Source organism: Acidovorax sp. SUPP3434 (assembly GCF_030159015.1).
GTDB lineage: Bacteria > Pseudomonadota > Gammaproteobacteria > Burkholderiales > Burkholderiaceae_C > Paracidovorax.
In genome coordinates this window covers 94,049-119,965 of the sequence record NZ_BQXL01000004.1, presented here as the reverse complement: position 1 = coordinate 119,965, position 25,917 = coordinate 94,049, and the positions used below count along the sequence as shown (strand labels likewise).

Below are 25,917 nucleotides of genomic sequence, written 5' to 3'. Positions count from 1 at the left end.
CTCCACAATCGGCGGCATGAAGATTCAACTGCTGTCTGACCTGCACCTGGAAGCCCATCCCGCCTTCGCCCCCAGCCCCGCCCCGGGCGCCGACGTGCTCGTGCTGGCCTGGGACATCGGCTCCTACCAATCCGGTTCGCAACTGGACGACGACGACTTCGGGCTGGCGCGCTTTTCCCCGCTGCCGCAGTTCGCCGGCTGGCCGACGCCCGTGCTGTTCGTGCCCGGCAACCATGAATACGACATGCAGGATTTCGACGCGGCCCAGCAGCGCCTGCGCCAGGTGTGCGACCGCCTGGGCCTGGTCTGGCTGGAGCGCGAAAGCGTGGTGCTGGAGGGCGTGCGCTTCGTCGGCACCACCCTCTGGAGCGACTTCGACGCGCTGGCCGAGGACGAAGGCAGCACCGACCTCGCGCGCCGCCTGCGCCAGCGCGAGAAGGCCTTTCGCGCCGCCAACTTCTACCTGCGCAAGACCGGCGGCACCCGCAGCGGCGAGCCCTTCCTGGCCGAACCGATGCGCGAGCAGTCCCTGGCCTGCCAGGCCTGGCTGCGCGACGCGCTCGCGCGCCCGTTCGACGGCCCCACCGTGGCCGTGACGCACTTCGCCCCGAGCCTCAAGAGCGCCGACCCGCGCTACGGGCTGATTCCCGGCACCGCGGGGTTCTGCAATGCGCTGGACGATCTGCTGCCCCATGCCCAGCTGTGGATGCACGGCCACCTGCATTCGCCCAGCGACTACACGGTGCAGGGCGCGCGGGCCGATGGCACGCCCTGGCGCTGCCGCGTGGTGGCCAACCCGCTGGGCTATGCCCGCAAGGGCGAGCAGGACACCTTCTCGCCGCATTTCACCGCCACCGTATGATCGTTCACAGGTGCCGGCTTCCACGCCGGCGCTTTCGCCGCGCAGGGCATACAAAGATGACGCAGGTCAAGACAACAGGCGCACGCGCAGATTAGTCTGGTCCCTTCTCTTTCGGAGACGTCTTCATGAACATCCTCCTCGCCGTCGACGGCAGCCCGTACACCAAGAAAATGCTCGCCTACCTCGCCACCCACGAGGAACTGCTGGCCGGCACGCACGATTACACCGTGGTGACCGTGCAGCCCGCCCTGCCGCCCCGCGCCCGCGCGGCCCTGGGCAAGGAAACCGTCGAGAAGTACCACGCCGAAGAGGCCGAAAAAATCATCGGCCCGGTGGTCAAGTTCCTCGCCCGCCACGGGGTGGTCGCCCAGCGGATCGTGAAGACCGGCCCCATCGGCGAAACCCTCGGCAAGGTGGCGGACACCGGAAAGTTCGATCTGCTCGTGATGGGCTCGCACGGCCACGGCGCGCTCGGCAAGCTGGTGATGGGCTCGGTCAGTACCCAGGTGCTGGCGAACAGCCAGGTGCCGGTGCTGCTGGTGCGCTGACCCCTTGCTGCGCGGCCAGGCCGCCGAAGCACGTCTCCACCGCCCAGTCGAGGATGCGCGCATCGGTGTACCGGCCGGTGGCGCGCAGCATGGCCGGCAACGGGTCGGCCGAACGGGCCAGCAGCGCCCACAGCACCACGTCGGGCGGCCACTGGGCGTTCAGCTGGCCGGCCTCCTGGGCTTCCACGATCCAGGTGGTGATCAGCGCGCTGGCGGTCTGCAGCGACGCCTGGTAGCGCTCGCAGTCGCGCAGCGGCCCGGCCAGGCCGGAATTGCGGCTCAGCAGCAGGGGCATCTCGTCGGTCAGCTGCAGCGACAGCATCCAGCGCAGCAGCGCCTGCAGGCGCTCGATGGCGGACTGGCCGGGCGGCACGCTCTGCAAAAACCCTTGCAGCCGGTCCACGGCATGCACCATGGCGGCGGCGCACAGGTCGTCCTTGCCGGCGAAGTGCTTGTACAGGCTGGCCTTGGCCACGCCCACTTCGGCGGCCACGTCGTCCAGCGTCATGGCCTCGAAGCCCTTTTCGCCGAGCAGGCGGCCCGCCGCCGCCACGATGGCCTCTTCCCGTGCCTGGTGCATTTGCGCCTTGAAGGAGGGGCGGGACGGGGGCGTGTTCATGCGGCGCATCTTAGCGACCGGCCGCGGCCCCCGGTACCGGGACAGCCCGGGGCCTACACCGCCAGCATGCGGGCCGCGGTGCGGGTCAGCGCCTCGGACAGCGCATCCAGCACCTCCGATTCGAGGTTCCAGCAGTGCCAGTACAGCTGGATCGGCAGCGAATGGCCGGGCGCCAGGTCCACCAGGCTGCCGTCGGCCAGCGCCCCGCGCACCAGCAATTCGGGCACCACGCCCGCGCCCCAGCCGGCGGTGGCGGCGCGCACCTGGCCTTCGGAGCTGGGCACGAACAGGTGGTGCAGCGCCACGCGCTTGAGGCCGAAGGCGCGCATCACGAACTCGGCCTGCATGTCGTCCTTGCGGTTGAACGACAGGAACGGCACGTCGCGGAAGTTGTGCGGCGTGAGCCCGTGTGGCAGGTAGCGCGCCGCGAGCGCCGGCGAGGCCACGGCCACGTAATGCATGGCCCCGAGCGGCACGACCTTGCAGCCGCGCAGCGCCTGCTTGAGCGTGGTGACGCAGCCCAGCACCTGGCCCGAGCGCAGCCACTCCTGCGTGAAATCCTGGTCGTCCACGATGATTTCCACCGGCAGGCGCTGGCGCACCAGATCGTGCAGCGCCTCCAGCGCCCAGGTGGCGATGCTGTCGGCGTTGATGGCAATCGAGATGCGCTCGTCCTCGCGCGCGCCGCCCGGGGCGCTCGGGGCGAGTTCCTGAAGGTCGCGCTCCAGGTCGGCGCGCAGAAGGCGCAGCTGCTTGGTGTGCTTGAGCAGCAGCTGGCCGGCGGTGGTGGGTTTGAGCGGCCGGCTGCGCACGATGAGCACCGAGCCCACCTGCGCCTCCAGGGCGCGCAGCCGCTGCGAGACGGCCGACTGCGTGACGTTCAGGCGCTGGGCGGCGCGCTCGAAGCCGCCCTCCTCCACGATGGCGGCCAGGCATTCCAGTGCGGCGGGATCGAAGCTGCTCATGGGCGTGCGTGCATTAGAGGTTCTGATGAATTTGGATGAAGTTTAATTTTGCTTTTAATTCGCCGCAACGCGATCCACACTCCGGCCCATGAAAACCATCGTCTTGGGCGCCGGCATCATCGGCATCAGCACCGCCTGGCATCTGCTCGAGCGCGGCCATGAAGTCACCGTCGTGGACCGCCAGCCCGGCGCGGCGCTGGAGACCAGCTTCGCCAACGCGGGGCAGATCTCGGTGAGCTACTGCGAGCCCTGGGCCAACCGCGATGCGCCGCTCAAGGCGCTCAAGTGGATGTTCGACAAGGAAGCACCGCTGCTGTTTCGCCCGCAGCTCGACTGGGACCAGTGGCGGTGGGGCCTGAAATTCCTCGCGCAGTGCAACGATGCGGCGTTCGAGCGCAACGTGCAGCAGATCGTGGCCCTGGGCGCCTACAGCCATGCCGCCCTGAAGGACGTGGTGCGCGCCACCGGCATCGAATACCACCGGCTGGAGCGCGGCATCGCCCACTTCTACACCGACCAGAAATCGTTCGACGCCGCCGGCCACGCGGTCGAGGTGATGCGCCGGCACGGCGTGCAGCGCCGCCTGGTCAGCCGCGACGAGCTGCTGCAGATCGAGCCGGCCTTCCGCGCCTACGGCGACCACATCACCGGCGGCACCTACACCAGCACCGACGAAAGCGGCGACGCCCGCCTGTTCACGCAGGAGCTCGCGCGCCGCTGCGCCGAGCGCGGCGTGCAGTTCCTCTACGGCCACGACGTGGTGCGCCTGAACCAGGCCGGTGGCGCTATCGAATCAGTAGCTGTCCGCGCAAGAAACACTAACGCTGGAGGTCAGAAAGACCAAAACCTCACCGCCGATGCGATCGTCGTCGCCTGCGGCACCTACAGCGCCCCGCTGCTGCGCACCGTGGGCGTGGACCTGCCGATCTACCCCGGAAAGGGCTACAGCGCAACCTTCCCGCTGCTGCGGCCCGAGGGCGCGCCGCTGGTCTCGACCATCGACGACGGTAAGAAGATCGCCATGAGCCGCCTGGGCAACGTGCTGCGCGTGGCCGGCACCATCGAGCTGGGCGGCTACGACCTGTCGCTGGACAGCCCCCTGGCGCGGGCGCGCTGCCACATGCTGTCGCGCCGCATCGAGGCCATCCTGCCCGGCGTGTGCGACACCCGCACGCCCGAGGAAGGCGGCAACCCGCAGTACTGGACCGGCCTGCGCCCGGCCACGCCCACCAACATTCCGTTCATCGGCCGCACGCGCGTGGGCAAGCTGTGGGTCAACGCGGGCCACGGCACGCTGGGCTGGACGCACGGCGCGGGCTCGGGCAAGGCGGTGGCCGAACTGATCAGCGGCGAGCGGCCGGCCATGGCCTTCGGCTTCCTGGGCCAGGGCGTGGCCGCGGGTGCCGCCGCGTCCGCCCCCGTCGCGGCCTGACCGGGGCGCCCCCCCCGGCCGGCGCTACCATGCCGGGCATGCCTTCCCACACCCTGTTCCTCACCACCTCCACCCGCGAGCCCGGCCATGTCGGCAACACCGAATGGCTGGCGCGGCAGGCCGCCGCGGCCCTGCCGGCGGACACCGTTCAGACCTGGCTGAACCTCGCGCGGATGGAGCTGCCGCCCTTTGTGGACCGGCGCCACACCACCGGCGAGTACCCCGCCCCCTCCGGCGAAATGAAGACGCTGCTGGAGGCCACGCTCGCCGCGACCGACATCGTGTTCGTCGCACCCGTGTACTGGTACAGCATTCCCTCGCCACTCAAGACCTACCTGGACCACTGGAGCGGCTGGATGCGCATTCCGGGCCAGCCGTTCAAGGAGCCCATGGCGGCCAAGACGCTGCGGCTCATCACCACCAGCGGCGACCGCGCCAAGGCGCAGCCCATGATCGATTCGGTGCGGCTGTGCGCGCAGTTCCTGGCCATGCCCTGGGGCGGCGCCCTATGGGGCAAGGGCGGCCCGCCCGGCGCGGTGCAATCCGACGCGCAGGCCCTGGCATCGGCTGCTACATTTTTAATAGCATAATGCCCTAGTCGAATCTGCACTGGAGGCTATTTTTGCGGTGATGCCTGGCCGTCCACGACGGCCAGGTGCTCGTCCATCCAGCGCAGCAGGTCGCGCCACATCACGCGCACCTCGTCGTCCTGCGGCATGCGCAGCTCGTGCTGCAGCTCGATGGTGACCACGGGCAGCCCCAGGTGCACGCTGCCGTAGTGCCCGAGCGAGCCCGGGAAGATGCCCAGCTGGTCCAGCCGCAGGCGCCCCAGCCGGCTGGGCGGCGGCTGCGGGCCGTCGAAGTCGAGCACGCCGTAGGGCGCATGGATGCTGACCACCAGATCGGGCTCGAACTGCGCCATCTGCGTGTGCAGGAACTGCGATTCGGGCTCGGACAGCGCCGCGGGGCCAGGCCAGCGGCGGGGGTCGCGGCGGGTGCGCTTCTCCCAATAGATGGGGGCGTCGCGCTCCCAGTTGGGGGTGGGAAAGTTGCGGTTCAGGTCCACGCCGCGCGCGTTCACCCGGGTGGCGGGCTTGGCGAGCATGCCGTCCGGGTTCAGCGCGGGAATGAACCGCCAGTGCACCGGCCGCCGCGTGGGCAGCAGGCGCGTCTCGGCGAACCCGATCCAGCGCAGCGCGAGCGACGCCGCCGTGGGCTCGTCGCCATGCATGGCGCCCACCACCAGCACGCGCAGCGGCACCGTGCCCGGGGCCAGGCCGGCCGGCGGCACGTCGCGCCAGTACAGGGGGATGCCGTTGCGCGACAGCGCGCCGCTGGGCACCAGGTGGGCGGACTGGCACTGGGCCTTGGAGATGCCGGGCAGGCGCGGCAGGAGCAGCGGGCAGGCGGTGTCCGGTTCCGCGCCGGCGGTGCCCACGGCGCCGGTGCCGGCCGGCGATGGCGCCGGGGCCGATGCGGGCGCCGCCTTGTGCGGCGCGCCGGGGCCGGCATGGGAAGGGGCCACGCCCCGTTCCGGCGTGCGGGCCTGCGGCAAGGGCGCCTGCGGAGAACGGGGCTGCACGATCACGGCCGACTGGATGCCGGCCATGCGGGCAGGCACCGTCACCTGGGCGGTGGCCGGCCCCTCGCCGAGCGGCGCGCGCGCGCCGCCCACCAGGTCCGGGTTCCAGATGCGCGTGCCCATCAGCGCCAGGGCCAGCGCCGCCCCCAGGGGCAGCAGCCAGGGCAGGGCGGCCGCGGCGGCGCCGCGCGTCGTGCGGTCGGCGGCGCTCAATGCAGCACCCGCTCGGAAGCAGCCAGGAACGCCAGCAGCGCGCCGTCGAAGCCGTCGGGGTCTTCCAGCTGCGGCCAGTGGCCGACGTGGGGCAGATCCAGGTGGCGCGCATCGGGCAGCACCTGCGCCAGCGCCTGCAGCGCCTCGGGCGGGGTGCAGCGGTCCTGCTCGCCGCCCAGCAGCAAGGTGGGCATGTGCAGGCGCGACAGCTCGGCCGCACTGCGCGCGAACGTGGGCAGCGCCTCCAGCGCACGGCGGTAGGCCGAGCGGTGCACCTGGCCCATGGCGTGGCCGGCCAGGCGCACGCCCTCGGGCAATGCACCGGTGCCGATGTGGCGCGGCACCAGGCGCTGGGCGATCTGCTCCATCGACTGGCCGGCGTCCAGCTCGGCCAGGCGCGGCGCCACCCATTCGTCCAGGCTGTGCGCATCCAGGGCCGGCCCGCCGCTGCACAGCACCAGCCGGCGCACCAGCGAAGGCTCGCGCAGCGCCACCTCGATGGCGATCATGGCGCCCAGGCCGTGGCCCACCAGCACGGCGGGGCCGCACTGCAGCGCCTGCAGCAGCTGCACGCAGCTGTTGGCCAGGCCCTTGAAGCTGTAGGGCTCGATGGGGGCGCTGCGGCCGTAGCCGGGCATGTCCCAGGCCACGGCGCGGTAGCCGGCCGTCGCCAGGGTCTCGACCTGGGGAGCGAAAGTGAGGTGGTCGCCGTCCGCGTCGTGCAGCATGAGCACGGTGGGTCCGGATCCGAGGGTCGTGAAAGTGGGTAGAAGGGCCATGAAGAGAACGGCAGGCGCCGCGGCCGCCGGCAGCAAATCGCCAGGCGCCGGACCATAATAGCCGACCCCTTCCCTCCAGCCGCCCGCGCCTTCGTGAACAGCCCCCTGCACCGCCCCATCGCCGCCCGTCCGCCCGGTTTCTCCACGCGCGAGTTCCGCGATGCGCTGGGCATGTTCGCCACGGGCGTGACCATCGTCACCGCGCGCGGCCCGGACGGCGGGCTCATCGGCCTCACGGCCAGCTCCTTCAATTCGGTGTCGCTGCAGCCCCCGCTGGTGCTGTGGAGCCTGGCGCACAAGGCCTCCACGCTGACCGCCCTGTCGGCCGGCTCCCACTACGCGATCAACGTGCTGGCGGCCGACCAGCGCGCCCTGGCCGAGCGCTTCGCCTCGCGCGGCGTGGACCGCTGGGCCGGCGTGGCCCACCAGCCGGGCATCGCCGGCGCCCCCGTGCTGGACGGCGCCGCGGCGGTGTTCGAGTGCTTCAACCGCAGCCAGTACGTGGAGGGCGACCACACGATCTTCGTGGGCGAGGTGGAGCGCTGCAGCCACCGCACGGGCGCCTCGCCGCTGCTCTACCACGGCGGCACGTTCTACACCGAGCACCCGCTGGGCGCCGCGCCCGCGCTGCAGGCCGAGATCCGCAAATGACGACGCCGCGGGCCCTTCGAGGGGGCACCGCGGCGCGGCGGGGACCGAACGGCCAGGGCGGCGGCTATTTCACGCCATCGGGCAGCTCGATCTTGACCTCGAGCACTTCCAGGTTGTCCTGGCGCTCCAGGTGCACCTTGATGTCGTCGGCGTGGATCGACACGTACTTGGAGATCACCGCCACCAGTTCGCGCTGCAGCGCGGGCAGGTAGTCGGGCGTGGAGGCGTTGCGGCCGTTGCGTTCGTGCGCGAGGATGATCTGCAGGCGCTCCTTGGCGACCGAGGCGGTCTTCTTTTTCTCGCCCAGCAGGAAAGACAACAGAGACATGCGTTACCTCCCGCCGAAGATGCGTTTGAAGAAGCCGGGCTTGTGCGCGTCGATGAACCGCAGGGGCTTGTCCTCGCCGAGGAAGCGGGCCACCACGTCCTTGTAGGCCTCGGACACGTCGGTGCCCTGCATGTGGATGGCCGGCGTGCCCTGGTTGGAGGCCTGCAGCACGTTCTCGGATTCGGGCACCACGCCGATCAGCTCGATGCGCAGGATGTCCTGGATGTCCTCCAGCGACAGCATCTGCCCGTCTTCCACGCGATTGGGGTTGTAGCGCGTGATGAGCAGGTGCTCCTTCACGGGCTCGCCGCCGGCGATGGCGCGCTTGGTCTTGCTGCCCAGCATGCCCAGGATGCGGTCGGAGTCGCGCACCGAGGACACCTCGGGGTTGGTCACCAGCAGCGCCTCGTCGGCGAAGTGCATGGCCATGAGCGCGCCGCTCTCGATGCCGGCGGGCGAGTCGCAGACGATGTACTCGAAGCCCATGCCGGACAGGTCGTTCAGGATCTTCTCCACGCCGTCCTGCGTGAGCGCATCCTTGTCGCGCGTCTGGCTGGCGGCCAGCACGAACAGGTTGTCGCACTGCTTGTCCTTGATGAGGGCCTGGTTCAGGTTGGCCTCGCCCTGGATCACGTTGATGAGGTCATACACCACGCGGCGCTCGCAGCCCATGATGAGGTCCAGGTTGCGCAGGCCGACGTCGAAGTCGATCACCGCGGTCTTGTGGCCGCGCAGTGCGAGGCCGGATGCGAAGCTGGCACTGGTGGTGGTCTTGCCCACGCCACCCTTGCCGGAGGTCACGACGACGATTTTGGCCATGTTGTGAAAATTCCCTGCGTTGGTCCGAATGAAAGAAGAAGGCGGTCAGAACGGGTTCTAGAGCGGCTCGATGAGCAGCTTCTCGCCGTCGAGCCGCACCTGGGCCGGCTTGCCGCGCACGGCGTCCGGCAGCTCGGTCTCGGTCGTGCGGTAGATGCCTGCGATCGACACGAGCTGCGGCTCCAGGCACGTGCTGAAGATGCGCGCGCTGGTATCGCCGCGCGCGCCGGCGATGGCCCGCCCGCGCATGGGCGCATAGACGTGGATGTTGCCGTCCGCGATCACCTCGGCGCCGAAGCTCACCACGGCCATCACGACCAGGTCGGCGCCACGGGCATACACCTGCTGGCCCGAGCGCAGCGGCTTGTCCACCACCACGGTGGTCGGGCCGCCGGCGGGCACCTCGCGCACCACTTCGACCTCGCGGATGACTTCGCGCACCACCTCGCGCGGGGGCGGGGCCGCGTCGCGCGGGGCGTCGGCCGCCGGGGCGTGCACGCGGGCCGGGGGCGCCTCGGGCGCGGCGATCAGGCCGGCGGCGTGCGCGGCCTCCATCTGCGCGGGGCTACCGCCGCGCACGGCCACGGGCAGCGTGTGGTGGCTGCGCAGCGCGGCGCACAGGGCGCGGAAATCGATGGAATCCTCGGCCTCGCGCACGCCGGCCAGGTCGATCAGCACGGGGTCGTTGTCGAAGAAGTCCGGGTCGCTCTCCAGCCGCGCGGCCAGGTCGGCGGCGAGCACGCCGACGTCGGTGGTCTTGAGCACGACCGCCACCACGGGCAGCTGGGCGCTCTTGAGGTCAAAGCTGGTGCGGGCCTGGCCCGCCGTGTCAACGGCCATGGAAGGGGGGGTGCGTGGTGCGGAAAAAAAGGGGGAGCGGTACGCCCGGCCCGAAGGCGCGAAGTGTACCGTGGGGGCCCGCCGGTGCCTGTCGCGGGACGTATCCGCGCGCCACGCGTCCCACGGGGCGAGCCCGGGGCGCCAAGGCCCGGCCGGACACGCCCATGTTTGCAGGCCGTGTGCGGCAGGCGCCGGCACCCTGGATCGAATCGGCCTTCAGCGCAATCAAATCACCGGCATGCAGCTATTATTTTCATAGCAACACTTCGTCTCCCGAAGCCCGTTGCCCCCTTCAGAACTTGGGAATGCGGATGCGGCTGATCATGAGCGAGCCCGACAGCGCGAACAGTAGCACCAGCGGGTGCAGCGTGAACCCGCCCAGCACCACGCTGCCGAACCACAGGTGCTCGCGCACCGCGCCCAGGGAGGCGGCCAGCGCCATCAGGGCCACGAGCACGATGGAGGTGGGGATCGGCGTGCCCTCGAAGTATTTGACCTTGCCCGAGCCTTCCGACAGCGTTTCGGCGGTGACGTTGTAGCGCGCCAGGCGCGAGACGCCGCAGGCCACGAAATACGCCAGCACGATGCGGTCGTACAGGCCCTGCATGCCGCAGGCGTAGGCGATGATGGCCGGGGCCACGCCGAACGAGATCACGTCGGCCAGCGAGTCCAGTTCACGCCCCATGGCCGAGGACTTTTGCCGCCAGCGCGCGATGCGGCCGTCCAGCACGTCGAAGATCAGCGCCGCCAGCACCAGCGCGCAGGCGAAGTACACGTGGCGCACCTCGCCGGTCTCCAGGAACGTCATGGACGAGAACAGCGCCCCCACGCCGCACACGGCGTTGCCCAGCGTGAACCAGTCGGCGAGGTGGAACTCGCGGATCATCGAAAAGCGCTTGGGGGTGGACTGGGACATGGACTCTCCTGGGTGGGTGGCGGCCGCCGTGCGCCGTGGAAGGCCGCGATGGCAATGCCTGCCGATTATGGGCGGCGCCCCGGGGCGCGCACCGTCAGGCATGTCCTACGGGCCCGCTACGGCCCGGCCGTGCCGCGCCCGCCGGACGCGATGGGCGCGCGCACGGTCTCCAGGTGGATGCTGGTCTCGGTGTTGCTGATGCCCTTGATGAGGCGGATGCGCTCCAGCGCGTGCGCCAGCTCCGCCAGGCTGCCCACCTGCAGTTCGGCCAGCAGGTCCCACCGGCCATTGGTGCTGTGCAGCGCCAGCACGCTGGGCTCGCCCAGCAGCGAGGCCGTGACCCGGCGCGCGTCGTTGCCCTCGATGGAGATGCTGGTCCAGGCCTGCAGTCCGCCGCCCGTCTCGCGCTCGGGCCGCAGCCGCACCGTGTAGCCGACGATCACGCCCGTGTCCTCCAGCCGGCGGATGCGGTTGGTGACGGTGCCGCGCGACACGCCCAGCCGCGTGGCCAGCGTGGCGACGCTGGCGCGGGCGTTGTGTCGCAGCTGGGCGATCAGTTGCTGGTCGATATTGTCCATTTCGGCAATTCCTTTGAGCAAAAAGCCAGTTTTTTGCGCTTATGCGTGCATTTTTGCCGATTTGAATTGGCGTGGCCTTGTGGGACGCTTGGGAAAACCCCATGGCGCCCCGACCCTGTCGCGTGGCGTGCCCACCGACGAGGAGCCGATCCCATGACCCCCGACCAACGCCCCATCCCCGGCACCATGTCCACCGAGTTCCTGAGCGCCACGCGCGCCGCGCAACTGGTCGGCCGCACCGGCGTGGTGGAATGCCTGCGCGGCATGGCGCAGGCCATCGAAGAGGACTACGCCCGGTGGCAGGACTTCGACAAGTCCGCGCGCACCGCGAGCCATTCGCCCAACGGCGTCATCGAACTCATGCCCGTCGCCGACGCCCGCGACTACGCCTTCAAGTACGTGAACGGCCACCCGGTCAACACCCGCCGCGGCCTGCCCACGGTGATGGCCTTCGGCGCGCTGGCCGACGTGGCCACCGGCCACCCCTCCTTCCTGAGCGAGCTCACCCTGACCACGGCGCTGCGCACCGCGGCCACGTCGGCCATGGCCGCGCGCTACCTGGCCCGCCCGGACAGCCGCAGCATGGCGCTGATCGGCAACGGCGCGCAGAGCGAGTTCCAGGCCCTGGCCTTCGTGGGCCTGCTGGGCATCGGCGAGCTGCGCCTGTACGACATCGACCCGGCCGCCACGGCCAAGCTGGCGGCCAACCTCGCGCCGCTGGTGGCGCGGGGGGAGCTGGAAATCGTCCGCTGCGCCAGCACCGCCGAGGCCGTGCGCGGCGCGGACATCGTCACCACCGTCACCGCCGACAAGGCCTACGCCACGATCCTGCACGGCGACCTGGTCGAGCCTGGCATGCACATCAACGCCGTGGGCGGCGACTGCCCCGGCAAGACCGAACTGGCGGCCGAGGTGCTGCGGGCGGCCAGCGTGTTCGTGGAGTACGAACCCCAGACCCGCATCGAAGGCGACCTGCAGCAGATGCCTGCCGACTTCCCCGTGACCGAGTTCTGGCGCGTGGTGCGCGGCGAGGCGCCGGCCCGCACGTCGCTCGCGCAGGTCACCGTGTTCGACTCGGTGGGCTTTGCGCTGGAGGACTATTCCGCCCTGCGCTTCATGCGTGCCCTGGGCCGCAGCGCGGGCCTGCTGCAGCCGCTGGAGCTGATTCCCGACCAGGCCGACCCCAAGAACCTGTACGCGCAGATCCAGCCGTGGATCGCCCTGGGCACGCCCGCAGGCGCGCCCCCGCTGGTGCAGGCCGCCGCCCACCTGGCGGAAGCGCTGTAAGAACGGGCAGGCCGCGCCAGGACACGCCACCCATCGTCACCGTCCGCGTGCACACTGCACGCGCCCCATCCCGTTTTCCGCAAACCGCCAGACCGCATGCGGGTCAAAGCTTCGGCGCCACGGCGCCCGCACGCCGTGCGTTTCCAGGAGATGAATCCATGACCGACACCGTCCCCACCGTTACCGCCGCACCCACCGCCGCCCCGCACACCCGCGCCACCCTCATCGGCGCCCCCACCGATGCCGGCGCCGCACGCCTGGGCGCCGCCATGGGCCCCGACGCCCTGCGCGTCGCCCAGCTGGGCCCCGCCCTCGCGCGGTTCGGCGTGGACGTGGAAGATGCCGGCAACCTCTTCGGCCCGCCCAACCCGCAAAGCGCGCGGGGCGACCACGGGCTGCGCAACCTGGCGGAATGCGTGGCATGGAACCGCGCGGTGCACGACGCCGTGTCCGCGCAGTTCGCCGCCGGCCGCATGCCCATCCTGCTCGGGGGCGACCACCACCTGGCGGTGGGCTCGATCAGCGCGGTCGCGCGGCACTGCCGCCAGACGGGCAAGCGCCTGCGCGTGCTCTGGCTCGATGCCCACGCGGACTGCAACACGCCCGCCATCTCGCCCAGCGGCAACGTGCATGGCATTCCCGTGGCGAGCCTGTACGGCTACGGCCCCGAATCGCTGTCGGCCCTGGGCGGCGCCGTGCCCGCGCTGCAGGGCGCGCAGCTGTGCCAGATCGGCCTGCGCAGCGTGGACGACGAGGAAAAGCGCCTCATCCGCGAGCTGGGCATCGAGGTGTACGACATGCGCTCCATCGATGAGCTGGGCATGCGCGAGGTCATGCGCCGCGCGCTCGACGGGCTGGAGGGCGAGGCCGGCGAAGGCGTGCACCTGCACCTGAGCTTCGACGTGGACTTCCTCGACCCCGAGATCGCCCCCGGCACCGGCACCACCGTGCGCGGCGGCCCCAACTACCGCGAGGCGCAGCTGTGCATGGAGATGATCGCGGACACGGGCCGCCTGGCCTCGCTGGACATCGTGGAGCTGAACCCCGCGCTCGACATCCGCAACCAGACCGCCGAGCTGGTGGTGGACCTGGTGGAAAGCCTGTTCGGCAAGAGCACGCTGGTGCGCGCCCGCCCCACGGCCGCGTGACGGTGCGCTGACGTACTGCAGCGCTAGTGCGCCGCCACGGTGGCCGCGCGCCGCTGCGCGAACGCCACGTACCACGGCAGGCAGCCCGGGTTGGCCATGGCGTCCTGGTTGACCACTTTGTCCAGCGGCTGGCCCAGCAGCAGCTTCTTGATGGGCAGTTCCTGCTTCTTGCCGCTCAGCGTGCGCGGCACCTCGGCCACCTGCACGATCTCATCCGGCACGAAGCGCGGCGACAGCGCGGTGCGGATGGCCGCGGCGATGCGCCCGCGCAGGGCATCGTCCAGCTCGACGCCGCCCCGCAGCGCGACGAACAGCGGCATGTAGCTGTCGCGGCCCAGCGATTCCAGATCGACCACCAGGCTGTCCAGCACCTCGGGCAGGGCCTCGACGGCGCGGTAGATCTCGCTCGTGCCCATGCGCAGGCCGTGGCGGTTGATGGTGGCGTCGCTGCGCCCGTAGATCACGCAGCCGCCGTGGCGGCCGATGCGGATCCAGTCGCCGTGGCGCCAGACCGGGCCCATGTCCACGGGCCCGTCGCCCCCGCCCGGCCGCCGGCCGTGGCCCGGCGGGTACATGTCGAAGTAGCTCGCCAGGTAGCGTTTTCCGTTCGGGTCGCCGCCCTGCCCCGCGGGGCCCGGCTCGCCATCGCCCCACAGGTACAGCGGCATGGACGGGATGGGCTGCGTGCACACCAGTTCGCCCACCTCGTCGATCACCGGCTGGCCCTCGGCGTTCCAGGCCTCGACCGCCGCGCCCAGCATGCGGCACTGCATCTCGCCGGGCACCTGGGGCAGTTCGCGGTGCCCGCCGATGAAGGCGCCGCAAAAATCGGTGCCGCCGGAGATGTTGTTCCACCAGATGTCGCCGTCCGCATGCCCCGCCACGCCCAGGGCGCGGAACTGCGCCGTGCCCCAGGCCTGCACCTCGGGCGCGAGCGGCGAGCCGGTGGTGCCCAGCGCCCGCACGCGCGACAGGTCGCCGCAGTCCGCCAGCGACAGGCCCGACTTCATGCAGTTGGCGTAGAAGGCCGCGCCCGCGCCGAAGAACGTCACGCCCGTCTCGGCGGCGAAGCGCCAGAGCGTGCCCCAGTCGGGCCGCTCGCGGCTGCCGCCCGGGTTGCCGTCGTAGATCACGCAGGTCGTGCCCGCCAGCAGGCCGCTCACCTGCGCGTTCCACATCACCCAGCCGGTCGAGCTGTACCAGTGGTAGCGCTCGCCGAACGAATTGGGCTCGTAGCTGCAGCCGATGTCGTTGTGCAGCCCCTTGAGCTGCAGCGCCACCAGCACCATGCCGCCGTGGCCGTGCACGATGGGCTTGGGCAGGCCGGTGGTGCCGCTGGAGTAGACGATCCACAGCGGGTGGTCGAACGGCAGCCACTCGGGCTCGAACGCAGCCACTTCGGCATCGTTTTGGCCGCACGCCCTAGAAAAATCTGCCGTGTCTGCTATGGTTTCAGGAGCATGCAGGTGCTGCACCACCACCATGTGGGCGACCGAGGGCAGCGCCGCGCGCAGCTCGGCCAGCACGCCGGTGCGGTCGTGGTCGCGCCCGCCGTAGGTCACGCCGTCCACCGCGATCAGCACCTTGGGCGCGATCTGGCGGAAGCGGTCCAGCACGGCGGCCGTGCCCATGTCGGGCGCGCACACGCTCCACACCGCGCCCAGGCTGGCCGTGGCCAGCAGGGCCACCATGGCCTCGGGGATGTTGGGCAGGTAGGCCGCCACGCGGTCGCCGCGCTGCACGCCCTGGCGGCGCAGGTGCAGCGCGAGCGAGGCGACCTGGCGGCGCAGTTCAGGCCAGGACAATTCGCGGTGCAGGCCGCGCTCGTTGCGGCTCACCACGGCCGGCAGGCCCGCGGCGTGCGCCGGGTCCACATGGCGCAGCACCTGGCGCGCGTAGTTGACCTGCGCCCCGGGGAACCACACGGCCCCCGGCATGGCGTTGCGCGCCAGCACGGCCGTGTGCGGGGTGGGCGACTGCAGGTCGAAGTAGTCCCAGATGCTCTGCCAGAACGCATCGAGGTCGGTGACCGACCAGCGCCAGAGCGCGTCGTAGTCGGCGAAGACGAGGCCGTGGCGGGCCTGCAGCCAGTCCTGGTACCGGCGGATCTGGGGAACGAACGGGGGGGTGTTTTTTGTCTCCATGGCGCCGCAGCGTAGCGTGCGCCACCGCCGCTGTCACCGGGCGGGCGTCCCCGAATGGACAAAGCCGCCGGCCGGGTACGGCGGGCGGCCTTTCGAAGGGGGCGGCAGCGGGGCGCTGCCCGCCGGCACCCCGGGTCAGTCGGTCAGCTCGTGCACGCTGGTGATGGCATAGCCCTTTTCCTCGATCTGCGCGGCCGGTTGCGCGATGCCGTAGTCGTCCCAGTGGTCGGCGTTCTCGTCCATCTCCTGGCCACGGGCTTCGGTGTCCCAGTCCACGTTGATCGCCTCCTGCGGGATGGGGCGCCCCTCGGGCACGGCGAGGTGGGAGAACTTGCCATCGGCTTCGGCTCGGCGATAGATGTCTACGCGCATGTGGGAGTCCTTTTCGGAAATGAAAAACAGGCTGTCCACTCTATCGAGCAGGGCCGTGCCGGGGCGTAGGAAAAACACCTCTGGCGGCGCGGTGGCCCAGCCGGTGCCGGAACCGCCCGCGGCCACGAAAAAAGGCGGCCGGGCCTTCGCCCGCCGCCTTTCCGGTTTGGCTGCCTTGGTTGGCTGCTTTGGCTGCTTTGGCTGGCCGATTACTTCGCCGAGGCCAGGTCTCGCATGCGGTCCGCGCGGCCGCCCGCGTCCGGGTGGGTGGACAGCATGGCATCCATGCCGCCGCTCTTGCCGCCCAGCGAGGCGATCTTGCGGAAGGCCGATTCCATGGCCTGCACCTTGTACTTGTGCTTCTTCATGAAGGCCAGGCCGTAGTCGTCGGCGGCGGTTTCCTGGCTTTGCGAGAACTGGCTGTTGACCAGCTTCTCGCCCAGGGCGCCCAGGTCCGTGTCGGCCAGGCGGCCCACGCCGCCCGCGGCGGACGCGGCCTTGCGGCCGGCGGAGGCCATGTAGGCCGTGCGCATCGCCGACAGCGAGTGCTGCAGCTTCACGTGGCCGATTTCGTGGCCGATGACGCCCAGCAGTTCCTGGTCGTTCATCATGTCCATGAGGCCGCTGTACACGCGGATGGAGCCGTCGGCCGTGGCGTTGGCGTTCACGTCCTTGCTCAGGTACACCTTGAAGTTCAGCTTCATGCCGTCTTCGTTGACGTGCTTCCTGGTCAGGCGCGCCAGGCGCTGCGCGTACTTGTTGTTGGCCGGGGCGGCGTTCTCGGTGCGGTCTTCATAGTTGCGGTACTGCAGCGAGACGGTCTTGAGCTCTTCGTCGGAGACGGTCACCGCCTTGAACACGTCCAGCGCGGCGCCCGCCTTGTTCTCGGTGCTGCTGGAGCCGGAGCCGCCTGCCGTGCCCAGCACGCTGGAGATGGCCGAGGTGCCGGAACCGCTCTTGCTGCCATCGCCCGTGGTGGCGCAACCGGACAGCAGCAGGGCGAGCGCGACGGCGCTCAGTGAGAACTTCTTCATGGAAACACTTTCGTTGAGGTCTGGAAACAAGCGCCAATGGGGGCGACGGATGCGGTGCCCGGGAGGCTCTCCGGCCCCCTGGCGGTCACGGGCTGGACCGGGCAGGCGGAAATTGTTTCACGGGCCTGTGGAATGCCGCCTGGCATGCCGCGGCGAATGCATCGAGTTGTATCCACGGCGCGGTTGCCGTTCCCACGGCTTTACAAAGTAACGAAACGCCGCGGTGCCATAGCGCGAACCGCCCTGCATACAACTTTTTGTTTCAATAAAGTGGCCGCCCACAGGGAACGAAACGGCGCTTCGCTACACCGCGACCTCGAACAGCCGGCCCGACAAAGGCGCCTTGGCCAGCACGTCCAGCGGCACCGGCTGGCGCGCCGTGGTGATGAACAGCCGCCGCCCATCGGCCCCGCCCAGTTCCACGTCGGTGGGACAGGGCACCGGCAGCGCGACGACGCGGTCCAGGCTGCCGTCGGGCAGGAAACGCACCACGCTCCAGCCGTCGCGCAGGGCCGTCCACACCCCGCCCTCCGCATCCAGCGCCAGCCCGCTGACCCGGCCCGAGCCCTTGGGCACGGAGACGAGGCGGCGCACGGCGCCGGTCTCGGGCTGCAGCGAAAGGATCGCGCCCGTGTCCGGCACGGCGGCCCAGAGGGTGCCGTCCGCGGCGCGCCAGCGCAGGCACTGCACCGGCTCGGGCAGGCGCCAGCGCACCTCCAGGGCCGCGCCGGGCCGCAGGCAGCCCACGGCGCTGCCGCCCTCGGGCGTCTCGCAGGCCAGCCACAGGTCGCCGCCCGCGCCGCGGCAGACGGCCTGGGCCGGCAGCGCGGGCCAGGGGGCCAGGCGCTGCGCCGGCCCGCCCCGGGGCAGCGCGAAGGCGCCGTGGGCGCACCAGGCGATGGGCGGGAGCGAGGGTGCGCAGCCGGTACCGGTCGCTTGCGCCTCGCCGCTGCCGTCCCGCCCCAGCAGCAGGCCGTGCACGGGGCCTTCGGCCTCGGCCCAGACCGTGTCGCCTTCGTCCCCCGGGCCCACCGCCCGCAGCGCGGGGGCAAGCGTGTCGGCCCAGAACAGCCGGCCGCTGGCCACGCACCAGCGCGGGTGGGCGCCGTGGAATGCCCAGGGGCCGGGCACGGGGCGGGCCTCGGCATCGCCCAGGGTGGGGCGCACGCCGTGCAACTGCGCGCCCACGCGGCGCGCGGCCTCGGCCACCTCGGGGCCCAGCAGCTCCAGCCGCTCGGGCGTGAGCCGCCAGGCCGGCCCGGCCACGCTGAGCGCGCCGCGCACCTGGCCCAGGCCGTCGACGATGGGCGCGCCCACGCAGCGCACGCCGGGCACGATCTCTTCGTCGTCGATGGCGTAGCCGCGCGCCGCCGTCACGCGCAGTTCGGCCAGCAGGCGCCGCCGGTCGGTCAGCGTGCGGGGCGTGACGGGGCGCAGCACCAGTTCGCGCACCAGGGCATCGCGCGCCGCGCCGTCCATGGCGGAGAGGATGGCCTTGCCCTGGCTGGTGCAGTACACCGGCTTGCGCTGGCCCAGCGCGCTGGCCGAGCGCTGGCTGTGCGCGCCATCGCAGCGCTCCAGCGACACGACGTCGCGCCCGTCCAGCGCGGCCAGGTAGGTGGTCTCGCCCGTCAGGTCGCGCAACGTGCGCAGTTCCATCACGGCCGCCGCGGCCAGGTCGGGCATGGCATGGGCCTGGCGTGCCAGCTCGAAGCAGCGCACGCCCAGGCAGTACACCTTGCGCAACGGATCGCGGCGCAGCATGCCGCGCGCCACCAGCGTGGCCAGGAGGCGGTAGGCCGTGGTGCGGGGCAACGCCAGCCGCGCCGCCAGGTCGGCGTGGCTCAGGCCTTGCGGTGCGGCGCCCACGGCGTCCAGCACGTCGAGGGCTTTTTCGAGCGCGGCAGTGCCGTCTCCGGGCGATGCAGCCATGTTTGTCTCACGAAATGGAATTCAGAACCGCACCGGGAAGGGACGGCGGGCCGCAGGGATTTTAGGTGGCTCGCCCTTTCATTACGATGGCAGGCTCCCACCGGCGAGCCCCTGCCGATCGGCGAACAATTCCATTCAGTGAGACAGCAGGCCGCGACGGCCCTTGCCTTTTCAGGAACCTCCATGCCCGACAACACCCTGCAATCCATCGACGCCCGCACCGGCCAGCCCCACGGCGCCGCCTGGCCCGAATCCACCCCCGCCGAGATCGACGCCGCCGTGGCCGCCGCGGCGAGCGCCGCCGATGCCTTCGCCGCCACATCGGCCGCCGACCGCGCCGCCTTGCTGCGCGCGCTGGCCGAGGCCCTGGAGGCCCAGCGCGAGGCCCTGGTGCCCGTGGCCGACCGCGAAAGCGGCCTGGGCCCGGTGCGCCTGAACGGCGAGCTGGACCGCACGGCCTTCCAACTGCGCGGCTTTGCCGATGTGCTGGAGCGCGGTACGGCCCACACCGTGCTGGACGACGCGGCCGTGGCCGGTGCGCCGCCCGCCGGCCGCCCGCGCCTGACCCGCGTGCGCGTGCCCGTGGGTCCGGTGGCCATGTTCTCGGCCAGCAACTTTCCGTTCGCGTTCTCGGTGCTGGGCGGCGACACGGCCTCGGCCCTGGCGGCCGGCTGCCCGGTGGTGGTGAAGGCGCACCCCGCACACCCCGAGCTGTCGCGCCAGACCGCGGCGCTGGCGCAATCCGTGGTGGCCGCGCGCGGCCTGCCGGCCGGCGTGTTCCAGCTGGTGCAGGGCGGCTCCATCGAGGCCGGCGTGCGCCTGGTGCAGGCGCCAGCGGTCGCGGCCGTGGCCTTCACCGGCTCGTTCAAGGGCGGCACGGCCCTGGCCAAGATGGCCGCAGAGCGCCCGCGCCCGATCCCGTTCTACGGCGAGCTGGGTTCGGTGAACCCGCTGGTCGCGCTGCCTTCGGCGCTGCAGGCCAACGGCGCCGCGCTGGCCGAGACGCTGGCCGGCTCCATCTGCCTGGGCTCGGGCCAGTTCTGCACCAGCCCCGGCGTGATCGTCGTGCGCCAGGACGCCTCGGGCGATGCCTTCGTGCAGGCGCTGGCCGACAAGCTGCGCCCGCTGGCGCCGCACGCCATGCTCACCCCCGGCATCCGCGGCGCGTTCGACCGGGGCGTGGCCGCATGGCGCGGCCACGGCAAGCTCAAAGCCCTGGTGAGCGAAACGGCCGAGGCCGGCGCCACGCCGCGCCCGTTCCTGGGCGAAGTGCAGGCGGCCGACTTCATCGCCGACCCTGCGCTGCACGAAGAGGTCTTCGGCTCCGCCGCGCTGGTGGTGCGCGTGGCCTCCATCGAGGAGACCGTGGCCGTGCTGCAGGCCATCGGCGGCTCGCTCACCGTCACGTTGTGGGGCGCTGACGCCGACACCGCCGAGCACCGCACGCTGGTGCGCGCCGCCACGCAGGTGGCCGGCCGCGTGCTGTTCGCGGGCGTGCCCACGGGCGTGGCCGTGACCGGCGCGCAGATGCACGGCGGCCCCTACCCCGCCAGCACCGCGCCGTTCACCACCTCGGTCGGCTATGCGGCGCTGGACCGGTTCCTGCGCCCCGTGGCGCTGCAGGACGCCCCCGCCTGGCTGATCGAGCGCAACGGCGTGCCCTGCTGAAGGGCGGTGCCGCGGGGCCGAAGCCCTGCGGCGCAGCGCGCGCGCCCGGGCGTCAGCCGCCCCGGCCGCGCAGCAGATCGACGTAGGCGCAGTCCACCCACTGCGCCGGTGCCACCCCGAGCCGGGCCATCAGGTCGTGCGCCTCCCGCAGGCCGGCGCCTTCCGGCTCGGCCTCGGCCAGCACCACCTCCAGCTCCATGAATTCGCCCAGGCCCGCCACGCGGTCCAGGTGCACGCGCGTGCGGCCCACCAGGTACAGCGTGCGCTCCTTGACCACCCGACCCGCCTGGCCATGCGCCAGCGTGAGCGCCTCGCGCAGCCCGTCGGGATCGGCCGTGGGCGTGCGCACGTAGAACGCGGTCTTGGGCCCCTGCACGTCGGGGCGGCGGTAGAAGATCAGCTCGCCCGCGCCGGCGCAGAACGCGCGCAGCTTGAGCCGGCCGGCCGCGCAGCGAAAGAATGTGTCGTCCTGGTGGATCTGCTGCGGGCCGCGGTCGGCCAGCGTTGCGGCGCGGGCCTCCAGCGCGGCCAATGCGCCGGGAGAGGCCAGGCGTGCCTTCATTTCGATGTTGCGGGGCATGGGCCCAGTATGCCGGCGGCCGTGCGGATCAGGGCCGCGCGCGCACCTTCTTCACGAGGGTGTCCGCCGGCCGGACGACCCGCCCGTCCTCCAGCCGCAGCAGGGCTTTCGGCAGCGGCTTGCCCGTGGCGCGATCGACGAGCACCGAGTGCTTCTCGCCCCGGGCGTACAGGTGCGCCTCGCCCCACTGGCGCAGGGCCACGACCACCGGGAACAGCGTCTCGCCCTTGGCGGTCAGCACGTATTCCTGGTAGGCGCTGCCATCCGAGGCGGGCGCGATCTCCAGCACGCCCGCTTCCACCAGCGTGCGCAGGCGGTCGCTGAGGATGTTGCGCGCCGCGCCCAGGCTGGCCTGGAACTCGCCGAAGCGCCGCAGCCCGTCGAACGCATCGCGCACGATCAGCATCGCCCAGCGGTCGCCCACCACGTCAAGCGAACGGGCCACGGGGCAGGGGGAATCCGCGAGGCTTTTTCTTTTGGCCATGGCCACTCCTTGGATGCCGGTGGCGGACCGGGCATTCGATCCACGCACCAAAGTGGTTTCATTTTAAAACAGGATGGGACTACACTCGATCCAGTTTCAATCAGCAACTGGATCAGAGCCCATGACCGCCACCACCCCGCCTGCCCGGCGCGCCGCCCCCAGGCCCCCTCTGACGCCGGGCCTCGTGCGCCTGCTGGCCGTGTGCTGCGGCGTGAGCGTCGCCAATGTCTACTACGCCCAGCCCCTGCTGGATGCCATCGCGCTGGATTTCGGCATCCCCGCCATGGCGGTGGGCGGCGTGATCACCGCCACGCAGGCGGGCTGCGCCATCGCCCTGCTGTTCGTGGTGGCGCTGGGCGATCGGGTGGACCGAAAGCGCCTGCTGTGCGGGCAGCTGGTGCTCCTGGCGCTGGCGCTGCTGGGCGTGGCCTGGGCGCCCACGCCGCTGCCGTTGCTGGCGGCCATGGCCGCCATCGGGCTGCTGGGGACGGCCATGACGCAAGGGCTGATCGCCTGCGCCGCCACGCTGGCCCCTCCCGCCGAGCGGGGCCGGGTGGTCGGCACCGTGCAGGGCGGCGTCGTCATCGGCCTGCTGCTGGCCCGCACGCTGGCCGGCGCGGTCACGGACCTGGCGGGCTGGCGCGCCGTGTACCTGGTCTCTTGCGGGTTGTCGCTGGCGATGCTGGCGCTGCTGTGCAAGGCCCTGCCGCCCGCCCGCGTGCCCCCGGCCACGTTGGGCTACTGGCCGCTGCTGCGCTCGATGGGCACGCTGCTGGCGACCGAGCGCGTGCTGCAGATCCGCGGCGTGATCGGGCTGCTGATGTTCGCGGCGTTCAGCGTCTTCTGGAGCGCGCTGGTGCTGCCGCTGAGCGCGCCGCCCCATGCCCTGTCGCACACCGCCATCGGCGCGTTCGGGCTGGTCGGCGTGGTGGGCGCCCTGGCCGCCGCGCGGGCCGGCCGCTCCGTGGACCGGGGCCGGGGGCAATGGACCACCGGCCTCGCGCTGGCGTGCCTGCTGGCGTCGTGGGTGCCCATCGCGTTTGCGGCGCACACGCTGTGGGCGCTGGCGGTGGGGACCGTCCTGCTCGACCTGGGCGGGCAGGCGGTCCACGTGGTCAACCAGGGCCTGATCTTGCGCACCCGGCCCGAGGCGCACGGCCGCCTGGTGGGCTGCTACATGCTGTTCTACGCGGTGGGCAGCGGCCTGGGGGCGGTGGCATCGACCGCGGTGTACGGCCTTGCCGGCTGGTCCGGCGTGTGCGCGCTGGGCTTCGGCCTCAGCCTGGCGGCGCTGCTCTTTTGGGCGGCGACGCTGCGGGCGATGCCTGCGCAGGGGGCGTGATCCGGCCTTGATCCGGCGCCCATCCATTTTTCTGGAATCATTTCCATTAAACTGGAGGCATGGACATCAATACCCGCCTGGCCCGCCGCGTGCGCGAACTGCGCGATGCGCGCGGCCTCTCGCTCGACGCCCTGGCCGAACGCAGCGGCGTGAGCCGCTCCAACATCTCGCTCATCGAGCGCGGCGAAAGCAGCCCCACCGCCACCGTGCTGGACAAGCTGGCCACCGGCCTGGGCGTGGCGCTGGCCTCGCTGTTCGATGCGCCCCAGGCCGAGGGGGACGAAGGCCGCGCCGCGCCCTCGCCCGTGGCCCGCGTGGCGCAGCAGCCCGTGTGGACCGACCCCGCCTCCGGCTACCTGCGGCGCAACGTGTCGCCCACGGTGGCGTCGCCGCTGCAGCTCGTGGACGTGGTGTTTCCGCCGGGCCAGCGCGTGGCCTACGAGCGGGCCGACCGCGGCGCGGAGATCCACCAGCAGATCTGGATGATCGACGGCCGCATGGACATCGCGCTGGACGGCACGGTCTGGCGGCTGGAAGCCGGCGACTGCCTGGCCCACCGGCTGGAGGGCGCCGTCGAATACCGCAACCCCACGCGCAGCCCCGCGCGCTACCTGGTGGCTCTGGCCACCCTGCCCGCCATTCCACCCCACCCGACCCGGAGCCCGACATGACCGCCGCCACCTCAATCGCTACGCCCTCTGCCGAAGTCCCTGCCGGCGCCCCCGCCGTGACCGTGCGCCGCCTGGGCGTGAACGAAGCCGCCGCCTGCGTGCCGGCGCTGGCCGAGGTGCTGATCGACTGCGTGGCCGGCGGCGCCTCGGTGAGCTTCATGCACCCACTGGCGCACGACAGGGCCGTGGATTTCTGGCGCGGCGTGGCCGAAGGGGTGGCGCGCGGCGAACGGGCGCTGCTCATCGCCGAAGCGGTGGACAGCGGCGCGGTGCTGGGCACCGTGCAGCTCGTGCTGGCGCAGCCCGAGAACCAGCCGCACCGGGCCGACGTGGCCAAGATGCTGGTGCACCGCCGCGCCCGCCGCCAGGGCGTGGCCCGGCAGTTGCTGGACGCCGTGGACGCGGTCGCCCGGCAGGAGGGCAAGACCCTGATGGTGCTGGACACGGTGACCGGCGGCGACGCCGAACGGCTCTACGCCCGCGCCGGCTGGCAGCGCGTGGGCGAGGTGCCGGGCTATGCCCTGATGCCCGACGGCGCGCCGTGCGGCACCACGTTCTTCTACCGCGCGGTGTGACGCAGCGGGCCGTGGCCCCATGGCCCGCCGGGGTGCCGCCGGGGTGCCGCCGCGAGGCATTGGGGTCTTTTGGGCCCCAAAGGCAATCGATACTAGGGCATGTAGCTATTAAATCAATAGCAAATCAACCAGTGCAGCCGGCCACATTCCCTTGACCCAGTGCAAGCCGGGGGCACGGCGGGGCCCGCACAATGGCCGCCGGCGCCCGCCGGGCGCTCGCCTTCCTTGGTCTTTCCTCCCATGCCCCAGCAGCATTGCGACGTTCTCATCGTCGGCGCGGGCCCGGCCGGCCTCTCGCTGGCCATCGCCCTGTGCCAGGCCGGTTTCACCAGCACGGTGCTGGACCGGCAACCCGCCACCGCGCTCACCGATCCCGCTCCGGATGGCCGCGAGATCGCGCTCACCCACGCCAGCGGCGACACGCTGCGCCGCCTGGGCACCTGGGCGCTGCTGGCCCCGCACGAGATCGGCCGCATCGCCGAGGCCCGGGTGCACGACGGCCCGGTGGGGCGGCACGCGCCGCTGCGGCTGCACCCGGGCCTGGCGGCGCACGGCGAGGCGGTGACGCACCTGGGCTGGATCGTGCCCAACCACGCGCTGCGCCGCACCGCCCACGCCGTGGCGTCGCAGCGGCCGGGCGTGCGCATCCTGGCCGGCGCGCAGGTGGCGCAGGTGTCCGTGGCGGCCGACCATGCCGCGGTGGAAACCATGCCGGCCGCTGGCGATGCAGGCGATCCGGCCGCGCCCCGCACGCGCCTGCAGGCCCGGTTGGTCGTGGCCGCCGACAGCCGGTTTTCCGCCGTGCGCCGGCAACTGGGCATCGGCGCGCGCATGGCGGACTTCGGGCGCACCGTCATCGTCTGCCGCATGCGCCACGCAGCGCCCCACCACGGCATCGCGCACGAAGCCTTCGGCCACGACCGCACGCTGGCCGTGCTGCCGCTGCCGAACGACCCGGCGGACGGCGCGCCGCAGTGCTCCGTGGTCGTCACCACCGGCGCGGCCGAAGCGGCGGCCCTGATGGCGCAGGACGCCGCCACGTTCGCCGCGCAGGTGCAGGCCCAGTTCGCGGGCCGGCTCGGCGCGATGGCGCTGGTGGGCGAGCGCCACGCCTATCCGCTGGTCGCCACCTACGCGGACCGGTTCACCGGCCACCGCTGCGCGCTGCTGGGCGATGCCGCCGTGGGCATGCACCCGGTGACCGCCCATGGCTACAACCTGGGTCTGGCTGGGGTGGATGGCTTGGCGCGCGCCCTCGCCGACGCCCGGCAGCGCGGCCAGGACATCGGCAGCGCCGACGCGCTGCGGCCCTATGCCCGCGCGCACCATCGCCGCGCCTGGCCGATCTACGAAGGCACCAACGCCATCGTGCGGCTGTACACCGACGCGCGCCCCCTGCCCCGCGCCGTGCGGCAAGTGGTGCTGCAGGGCGCCCGGCGGCTGGCACCGCTGAAGGCGGCCATCGTGGGGGAGCTGACGGGGCGCAGTCCGTGGCGGTCCGGTACGCTCGGGCGGGATGCCCAAACGCCGCTGCGATGAGCGCGGTCA

General features: G+C 71.8%; 27 protein-coding genes. 12 read left to right on the top strand and 15 right to left on the bottom strand.

Going from position 1 to position 25,917, the window contains the following annotated elements:
• Positions 1–16 precede the first annotated feature (16 nt).
• On the top strand, positions 17–862 hold the full coding sequence (locus tag AVKW3434_RS09560) for a metallophosphoesterase (protein ID WP_284405647.1): 846 nt from the start codon (positions 17–19) through the stop codon (positions 860–862).
• 125 nt (positions 863–987) lie between these two features.
• The gene (locus tag AVKW3434_RS09555; RefSeq protein WP_272566139.1) at positions 988–1,410 is read left to right on the top strand and encodes a universal stress protein; all 423 of its coding nucleotides are present in this window, start codon (positions 988–990) and stop codon (positions 1,408–1,410) included.
• On the opposite strand, the gene AVKW3434_RS09550 is transcribed toward AVKW3434_RS09555, so the two are convergent.
• A complete protein-coding gene (locus AVKW3434_RS09550) occupies positions 1,358–2,029 on the bottom strand; it encodes a TetR/AcrR family transcriptional regulator (RefSeq protein ID WP_284405646.1) in 672 nt (223 codons plus the stop codon). The two genes, AVKW3434_RS09555 and AVKW3434_RS09550, sit on opposite strands and share 53 nt — an antisense overlap.
• Positions 2,030–2,082: 53 nt before the next feature.
• Positions 2,083–2,994, bottom strand: coding sequence for a LysR family transcriptional regulator ArgP (locus AVKW3434_RS09545; protein ID WP_272566141.1), 912 nt, complete (start codon positions 2,992–2,994; stop codon positions 2,083–2,085).
• 88 nt (positions 2,995–3,082) lie between these two features.
• On the opposite strand from AVKW3434_RS09545, the gene AVKW3434_RS09540 reads away from it, so the two are divergent.
• Entirely contained in the window at positions 3,083–4,426 is a 1,344-nt protein-coding gene (locus AVKW3434_RS09540) for a D-amino acid dehydrogenase (RefSeq protein WP_284405645.1), read from the top strand.
• Positions 4,427–4,455: 29 nt separating this feature from the next.
• A complete protein-coding gene (locus AVKW3434_RS09535; RefSeq protein ID WP_284405644.1) occupies positions 4,456–5,016 on the top strand; it encodes an NAD(P)H-dependent oxidoreductase in 561 nt (186 codons plus the stop codon).
• 26 nt (positions 5,017–5,042) lie between these two features.
• Here AVKW3434_RS09535 and AVKW3434_RS09530 read toward each other — a convergent pair whose 3' ends face one another.
• Together AVKW3434_RS09530 and AVKW3434_RS09525 are read right to left on the bottom strand one after the other, a co-directional pair.
• The gene (locus AVKW3434_RS09530) at positions 5,043–6,221 is read right to left on the bottom strand and encodes a M14 family zinc carboxypeptidase (RefSeq protein ID WP_284405643.1); all 1,179 of its coding nucleotides are present in this window, start codon (positions 6,219–6,221) and stop codon (positions 5,043–5,045) included.
• Positions 6,218–7,000, bottom strand: a complete 783-nt coding sequence (locus AVKW3434_RS09525; protein WP_272566145.1) for an alpha/beta fold hydrolase — start codon at positions 6,998–7,000, stop codon at positions 6,218–6,220. Before AVKW3434_RS09525 ends, AVKW3434_RS09530 begins: the two co-directional genes overlap by 4 nt.
• 93 nt (positions 7,001–7,093) lie before the next feature.
• Between AVKW3434_RS09525 and AVKW3434_RS09520 the strand changes: the two genes are divergently transcribed.
• A complete protein-coding gene (locus AVKW3434_RS09520) occupies positions 7,094–7,651 on the top strand; it encodes a flavin reductase family protein (RefSeq protein ID WP_272566146.1) in 558 nt (185 codons plus the stop codon).
• 64 nt (positions 7,652–7,715) lie between these two features.
• On the opposite strand, the gene minE is transcribed toward AVKW3434_RS09520, so the two are convergent.
• The 5 genes from minE to AVKW3434_RS09495 form a co-directional block, all read right to left on the bottom strand.
• Positions 7,716–7,979, bottom strand: coding sequence for a cell division topological specificity factor MinE (minE, locus tag AVKW3434_RS09515; protein ID WP_092744488.1), 264 nt, complete (start codon positions 7,977–7,979; stop codon positions 7,716–7,718).
• 3 nt (positions 7,980–7,982) lie between these two features.
• A complete protein-coding gene (minD, locus tag AVKW3434_RS09510) occupies positions 7,983–8,798 on the bottom strand; it encodes a septum site-determining protein MinD (RefSeq protein ID WP_284397011.1) in 816 nt (271 codons plus the stop codon).
• Positions 8,799–8,855: 57 nt separating this feature from the next.
• Entirely contained in the window at positions 8,856–9,638 is a 783-nt protein-coding gene (gene minC, locus AVKW3434_RS09505; protein WP_284405642.1) for a septum site-determining protein MinC, read from the bottom strand.
• A 292-nt stretch (positions 9,639–9,930) separates the two neighbouring features.
• Complete coding sequence (gene pssA, locus AVKW3434_RS09500; RefSeq protein WP_272566151.1) at positions 9,931–10,554, bottom strand: CDP-diacylglycerol--serine O-phosphatidyltransferase; 624 nt, start codon at positions 10,552–10,554, stop codon at positions 9,931–9,933.
• A gap of 116 nt (positions 10,555–10,670) precedes the next feature.
• A complete protein-coding gene (locus AVKW3434_RS09495; protein WP_284397018.1) occupies positions 10,671–11,132 on the bottom strand; it encodes an Lrp/AsnC family transcriptional regulator in 462 nt (153 codons plus the stop codon).
• A gap of 153 nt (positions 11,133–11,285) precedes the next feature.
• On the opposite strand from AVKW3434_RS09495, the gene ocd reads away from it, so the two are divergent.
• Together ocd and rocF are read left to right on the top strand one after the other, a co-directional pair.
• Positions 11,286–12,419 (top strand): ornithine cyclodeaminase, encoded by a 1,134-nt coding sequence (gene ocd, locus AVKW3434_RS09490; RefSeq protein WP_284405641.1) that lies wholly within the window; start codon positions 11,286–11,288, stop codon positions 12,417–12,419.
• A gap of 158 nt (positions 12,420–12,577) precedes the next feature.
• Entirely contained in the window at positions 12,578–13,567 is a 990-nt protein-coding gene (rocF, locus tag AVKW3434_RS09485; protein WP_284405640.1) for an arginase, read from the top strand.
• 23 nt (positions 13,568–13,590) lie between these two features.
• On the opposite strand, the gene AVKW3434_RS09480 is transcribed toward rocF, so the two are convergent.
• From AVKW3434_RS09480 to AVKW3434_RS09465, 4 genes are all read right to left on the bottom strand, one after another.
• Complete coding sequence (locus AVKW3434_RS09480; RefSeq protein ID WP_284405639.1) at positions 13,591–15,711, bottom strand: acetoacetate--CoA ligase; 2,121 nt, start codon at positions 15,709–15,711, stop codon at positions 13,591–13,593.
• Positions 15,712–15,846: 135 nt separating this feature from the next.
• Complete coding sequence (locus AVKW3434_RS09475; protein ID WP_272566159.1) at positions 15,847–16,083, bottom strand: DUF6139 family protein; 237 nt, start codon at positions 16,081–16,083, stop codon at positions 15,847–15,849.
• A 209-nt stretch (positions 16,084–16,292) separates the two neighbouring features.
• Positions 16,293–17,117 carry a M48 family metallopeptidase gene (locus AVKW3434_RS09470; RefSeq protein ID WP_284405638.1) on the bottom strand — a complete coding sequence of 275 codons (825 nt, stop codon included), beginning with the start codon at positions 17,115–17,117 and terminating at the stop codon, positions 16,293–16,295.
• Positions 17,118–17,420: 303 nt separating this feature from the next.
• Positions 17,421–19,049, bottom strand: coding sequence for an IclR family transcriptional regulator domain-containing protein (locus AVKW3434_RS09465; protein ID WP_284405637.1), 1,629 nt, complete (start codon positions 19,047–19,049; stop codon positions 17,421–17,423).
• 183 nt (positions 19,050–19,232) lie between these two features.
• Between AVKW3434_RS09465 and AVKW3434_RS09460 the strand changes: the two genes are divergently transcribed.
• Positions 19,233–20,717, top strand: coding sequence for an aldehyde dehydrogenase (NADP(+)) (locus AVKW3434_RS09460; RefSeq protein ID WP_284405636.1), 1,485 nt, complete (start codon positions 19,233–19,235; stop codon positions 20,715–20,717).
• 52 nt (positions 20,718–20,769) lie between these two features.
• Here AVKW3434_RS09460 and AVKW3434_RS09455 read toward each other — a convergent pair whose 3' ends face one another.
• Positions 20,770–21,297 (bottom strand): class IV adenylate cyclase, encoded by a 528-nt coding sequence (locus AVKW3434_RS09455; protein ID WP_284405635.1) that lies wholly within the window; start codon positions 21,295–21,297, stop codon positions 20,770–20,772.
• 28 nt (positions 21,298–21,325) lie between these two features.
• Positions 21,326–21,781, bottom strand: a complete 456-nt coding sequence (locus AVKW3434_RS09450; RefSeq protein WP_284405634.1) for a winged helix-turn-helix transcriptional regulator — start codon at positions 21,779–21,781, stop codon at positions 21,326–21,328.
• 121 nt (positions 21,782–21,902) lie between these two features.
• Between AVKW3434_RS09450 and AVKW3434_RS09445 the strand changes: the two genes are divergently transcribed.
• The 4 genes from AVKW3434_RS09445 to ubiM all read left to right on the top strand — a co-directional run bounded on the left by AVKW3434_RS09445 (position 21,903) and on the right by ubiM (position 25,908).
• Positions 21,903–23,123 (top strand): MFS transporter, encoded by a 1,221-nt coding sequence (locus AVKW3434_RS09445; RefSeq protein ID WP_284405633.1) that lies wholly within the window; start codon positions 21,903–21,905, stop codon positions 23,121–23,123.
• 59 nt (positions 23,124–23,182) lie between these two features.
• Positions 23,183–23,794 (top strand): helix-turn-helix domain-containing protein, encoded by a 612-nt coding sequence (locus AVKW3434_RS09440; RefSeq protein WP_284397041.1) that lies wholly within the window; start codon positions 23,183–23,185, stop codon positions 23,792–23,794.
• Positions 23,791–24,369, top strand: a complete 579-nt coding sequence (locus AVKW3434_RS09435) for a GNAT family N-acetyltransferase (protein WP_284405632.1) — start codon at positions 23,791–23,793, stop codon at positions 24,367–24,369. The genes AVKW3434_RS09440 and AVKW3434_RS09435 overlap by 4 nt, the downstream gene beginning before the upstream one ends.
• Before the next feature lie 240 nt (positions 24,370–24,609).
• The gene (ubiM, locus tag AVKW3434_RS09430) at positions 24,610–25,908 is read left to right on the top strand and encodes a 5-demethoxyubiquinol-8 5-hydroxylase UbiM (RefSeq protein WP_284405631.1); all 1,299 of its coding nucleotides are present in this window, start codon (positions 24,610–24,612) and stop codon (positions 25,906–25,908) included.
• Positions 25,909–25,917 lie beyond the last annotated feature (9 nt).

Coding starts and splice junctions, on each gene's coding strand:
- AVKW3434_RS09445 (WP_284405633.1), top strand. CDS start 21,903: ATGACCGCCACCACCCCGCCTGCCCGGCGCGCCGCCCCCAGGCCCCCT.
- AVKW3434_RS09560 (WP_284405647.1), top strand. CDS start 17: ATGAAGATTCAACTGCTGTCTGACCTGCACCTGGAAGCCCATCCCGCC.
- AVKW3434_RS09495 (WP_284397018.1), bottom strand. CDS start 11,132: ATGGACAATATCGACCAGCAACTGATCGCCCAGCTGCGACACAACGCC.
- AVKW3434_RS09525 (WP_272566145.1), bottom strand. CDS start 7,000: ATGGCCCTTCTACCCACTTTCACGACCCTCGGATCCGGACCCACCGTG.
- rocF (WP_284405640.1), top strand. CDS start 12,578: ATGACCGACACCGTCCCCACCGTTACCGCCGCACCCACCGCCGCCCCG.
- AVKW3434_RS09460 (WP_284405636.1), top strand. CDS start 19,233: ATGCCCGACAACACCCTGCAATCCATCGACGCCCGCACCGGCCAGCCC.
- AVKW3434_RS09535 (WP_284405644.1), top strand. CDS start 4,456: ATGCCGGGCATGCCTTCCCACACCCTGTTCCTCACCACCTCCACCCGC.
- AVKW3434_RS09470 (WP_284405638.1), bottom strand. CDS start 17,117: ATGAAGAAGTTCTCACTGAGCGCCGTCGCGCTCGCCCTGCTGCTGTCC.
- AVKW3434_RS09545 (WP_272566141.1), bottom strand. CDS start 2,994: ATGAGCAGCTTCGATCCCGCCGCACTGGAATGCCTGGCCGCCATCGTG.
- AVKW3434_RS09480 (WP_284405639.1), bottom strand. CDS start 15,711: ATGGAGACAAAAAACACCCCCCCGTTCGTTCCCCAGATCCGCCGGTAC.
- AVKW3434_RS09455 (WP_284405635.1), bottom strand. CDS start 21,297: ATGCCCCGCAACATCGAAATGAAGGCACGCCTGGCCTCTCCCGGCGCA.
- AVKW3434_RS09465 (WP_284405637.1), bottom strand. CDS start 19,049: ATGGCTGCATCGCCCGGAGACGGCACTGCCGCGCTCGAAAAAGCCCTC.
- ubiM (WP_284405631.1), top strand. CDS start 24,610: ATGCCCCAGCAGCATTGCGACGTTCTCATCGTCGGCGCGGGCCCGGCC.
- pssA (WP_272566151.1), bottom strand. CDS start 10,554: ATGTCCCAGTCCACCCCCAAGCGCTTTTCGATGATCCGCGAGTTCCAC.
- AVKW3434_RS09555 (WP_272566139.1), top strand. CDS start 988: ATGAACATCCTCCTCGCCGTCGACGGCAGCCCGTACACCAAGAAAATG.
- AVKW3434_RS09475 (WP_272566159.1), bottom strand. CDS start 16,083: ATGCGCGTAGACATCTATCGCCGAGCCGAAGCCGATGGCAAGTTCTCC.
- AVKW3434_RS09550 (WP_284405646.1), bottom strand. CDS start 2,029: ATGAACACGCCCCCGTCCCGCCCCTCCTTCAAGGCGCAAATGCACCAG.
- AVKW3434_RS09435 (WP_284405632.1), top strand. CDS start 23,791: ATGACCGCCGCCACCTCAATCGCTACGCCCTCTGCCGAAGTCCCTGCC.
- ocd (WP_284405641.1), top strand. CDS start 11,286: ATGACCCCCGACCAACGCCCCATCCCCGGCACCATGTCCACCGAGTTC.
- minE (WP_092744488.1), bottom strand. CDS start 7,979: ATGTCTCTGTTGTCTTTCCTGCTGGGCGAGAAAAAGAAGACCGCCTCG.
- minC (WP_284405642.1), bottom strand. CDS start 9,638: ATGGCCGTTGACACGGCGGGCCAGGCCCGCACCAGCTTTGACCTCAAG.
- AVKW3434_RS09440 (WP_284397041.1), top strand. CDS start 23,183: ATGGACATCAATACCCGCCTGGCCCGCCGCGTGCGCGAACTGCGCGAT.
- AVKW3434_RS09540 (WP_284405645.1), top strand. CDS start 3,083: ATGAAAACCATCGTCTTGGGCGCCGGCATCATCGGCATCAGCACCGCC.
- AVKW3434_RS09450 (WP_284405634.1), bottom strand. CDS start 21,781: ATGGCCAAAAGAAAAAGCCTCGCGGATTCCCCCTGCCCCGTGGCCCGT.
- minD (WP_284397011.1), bottom strand. CDS start 8,798: ATGGCCAAAATCGTCGTCGTGACCTCCGGCAAGGGTGGCGTGGGCAAG.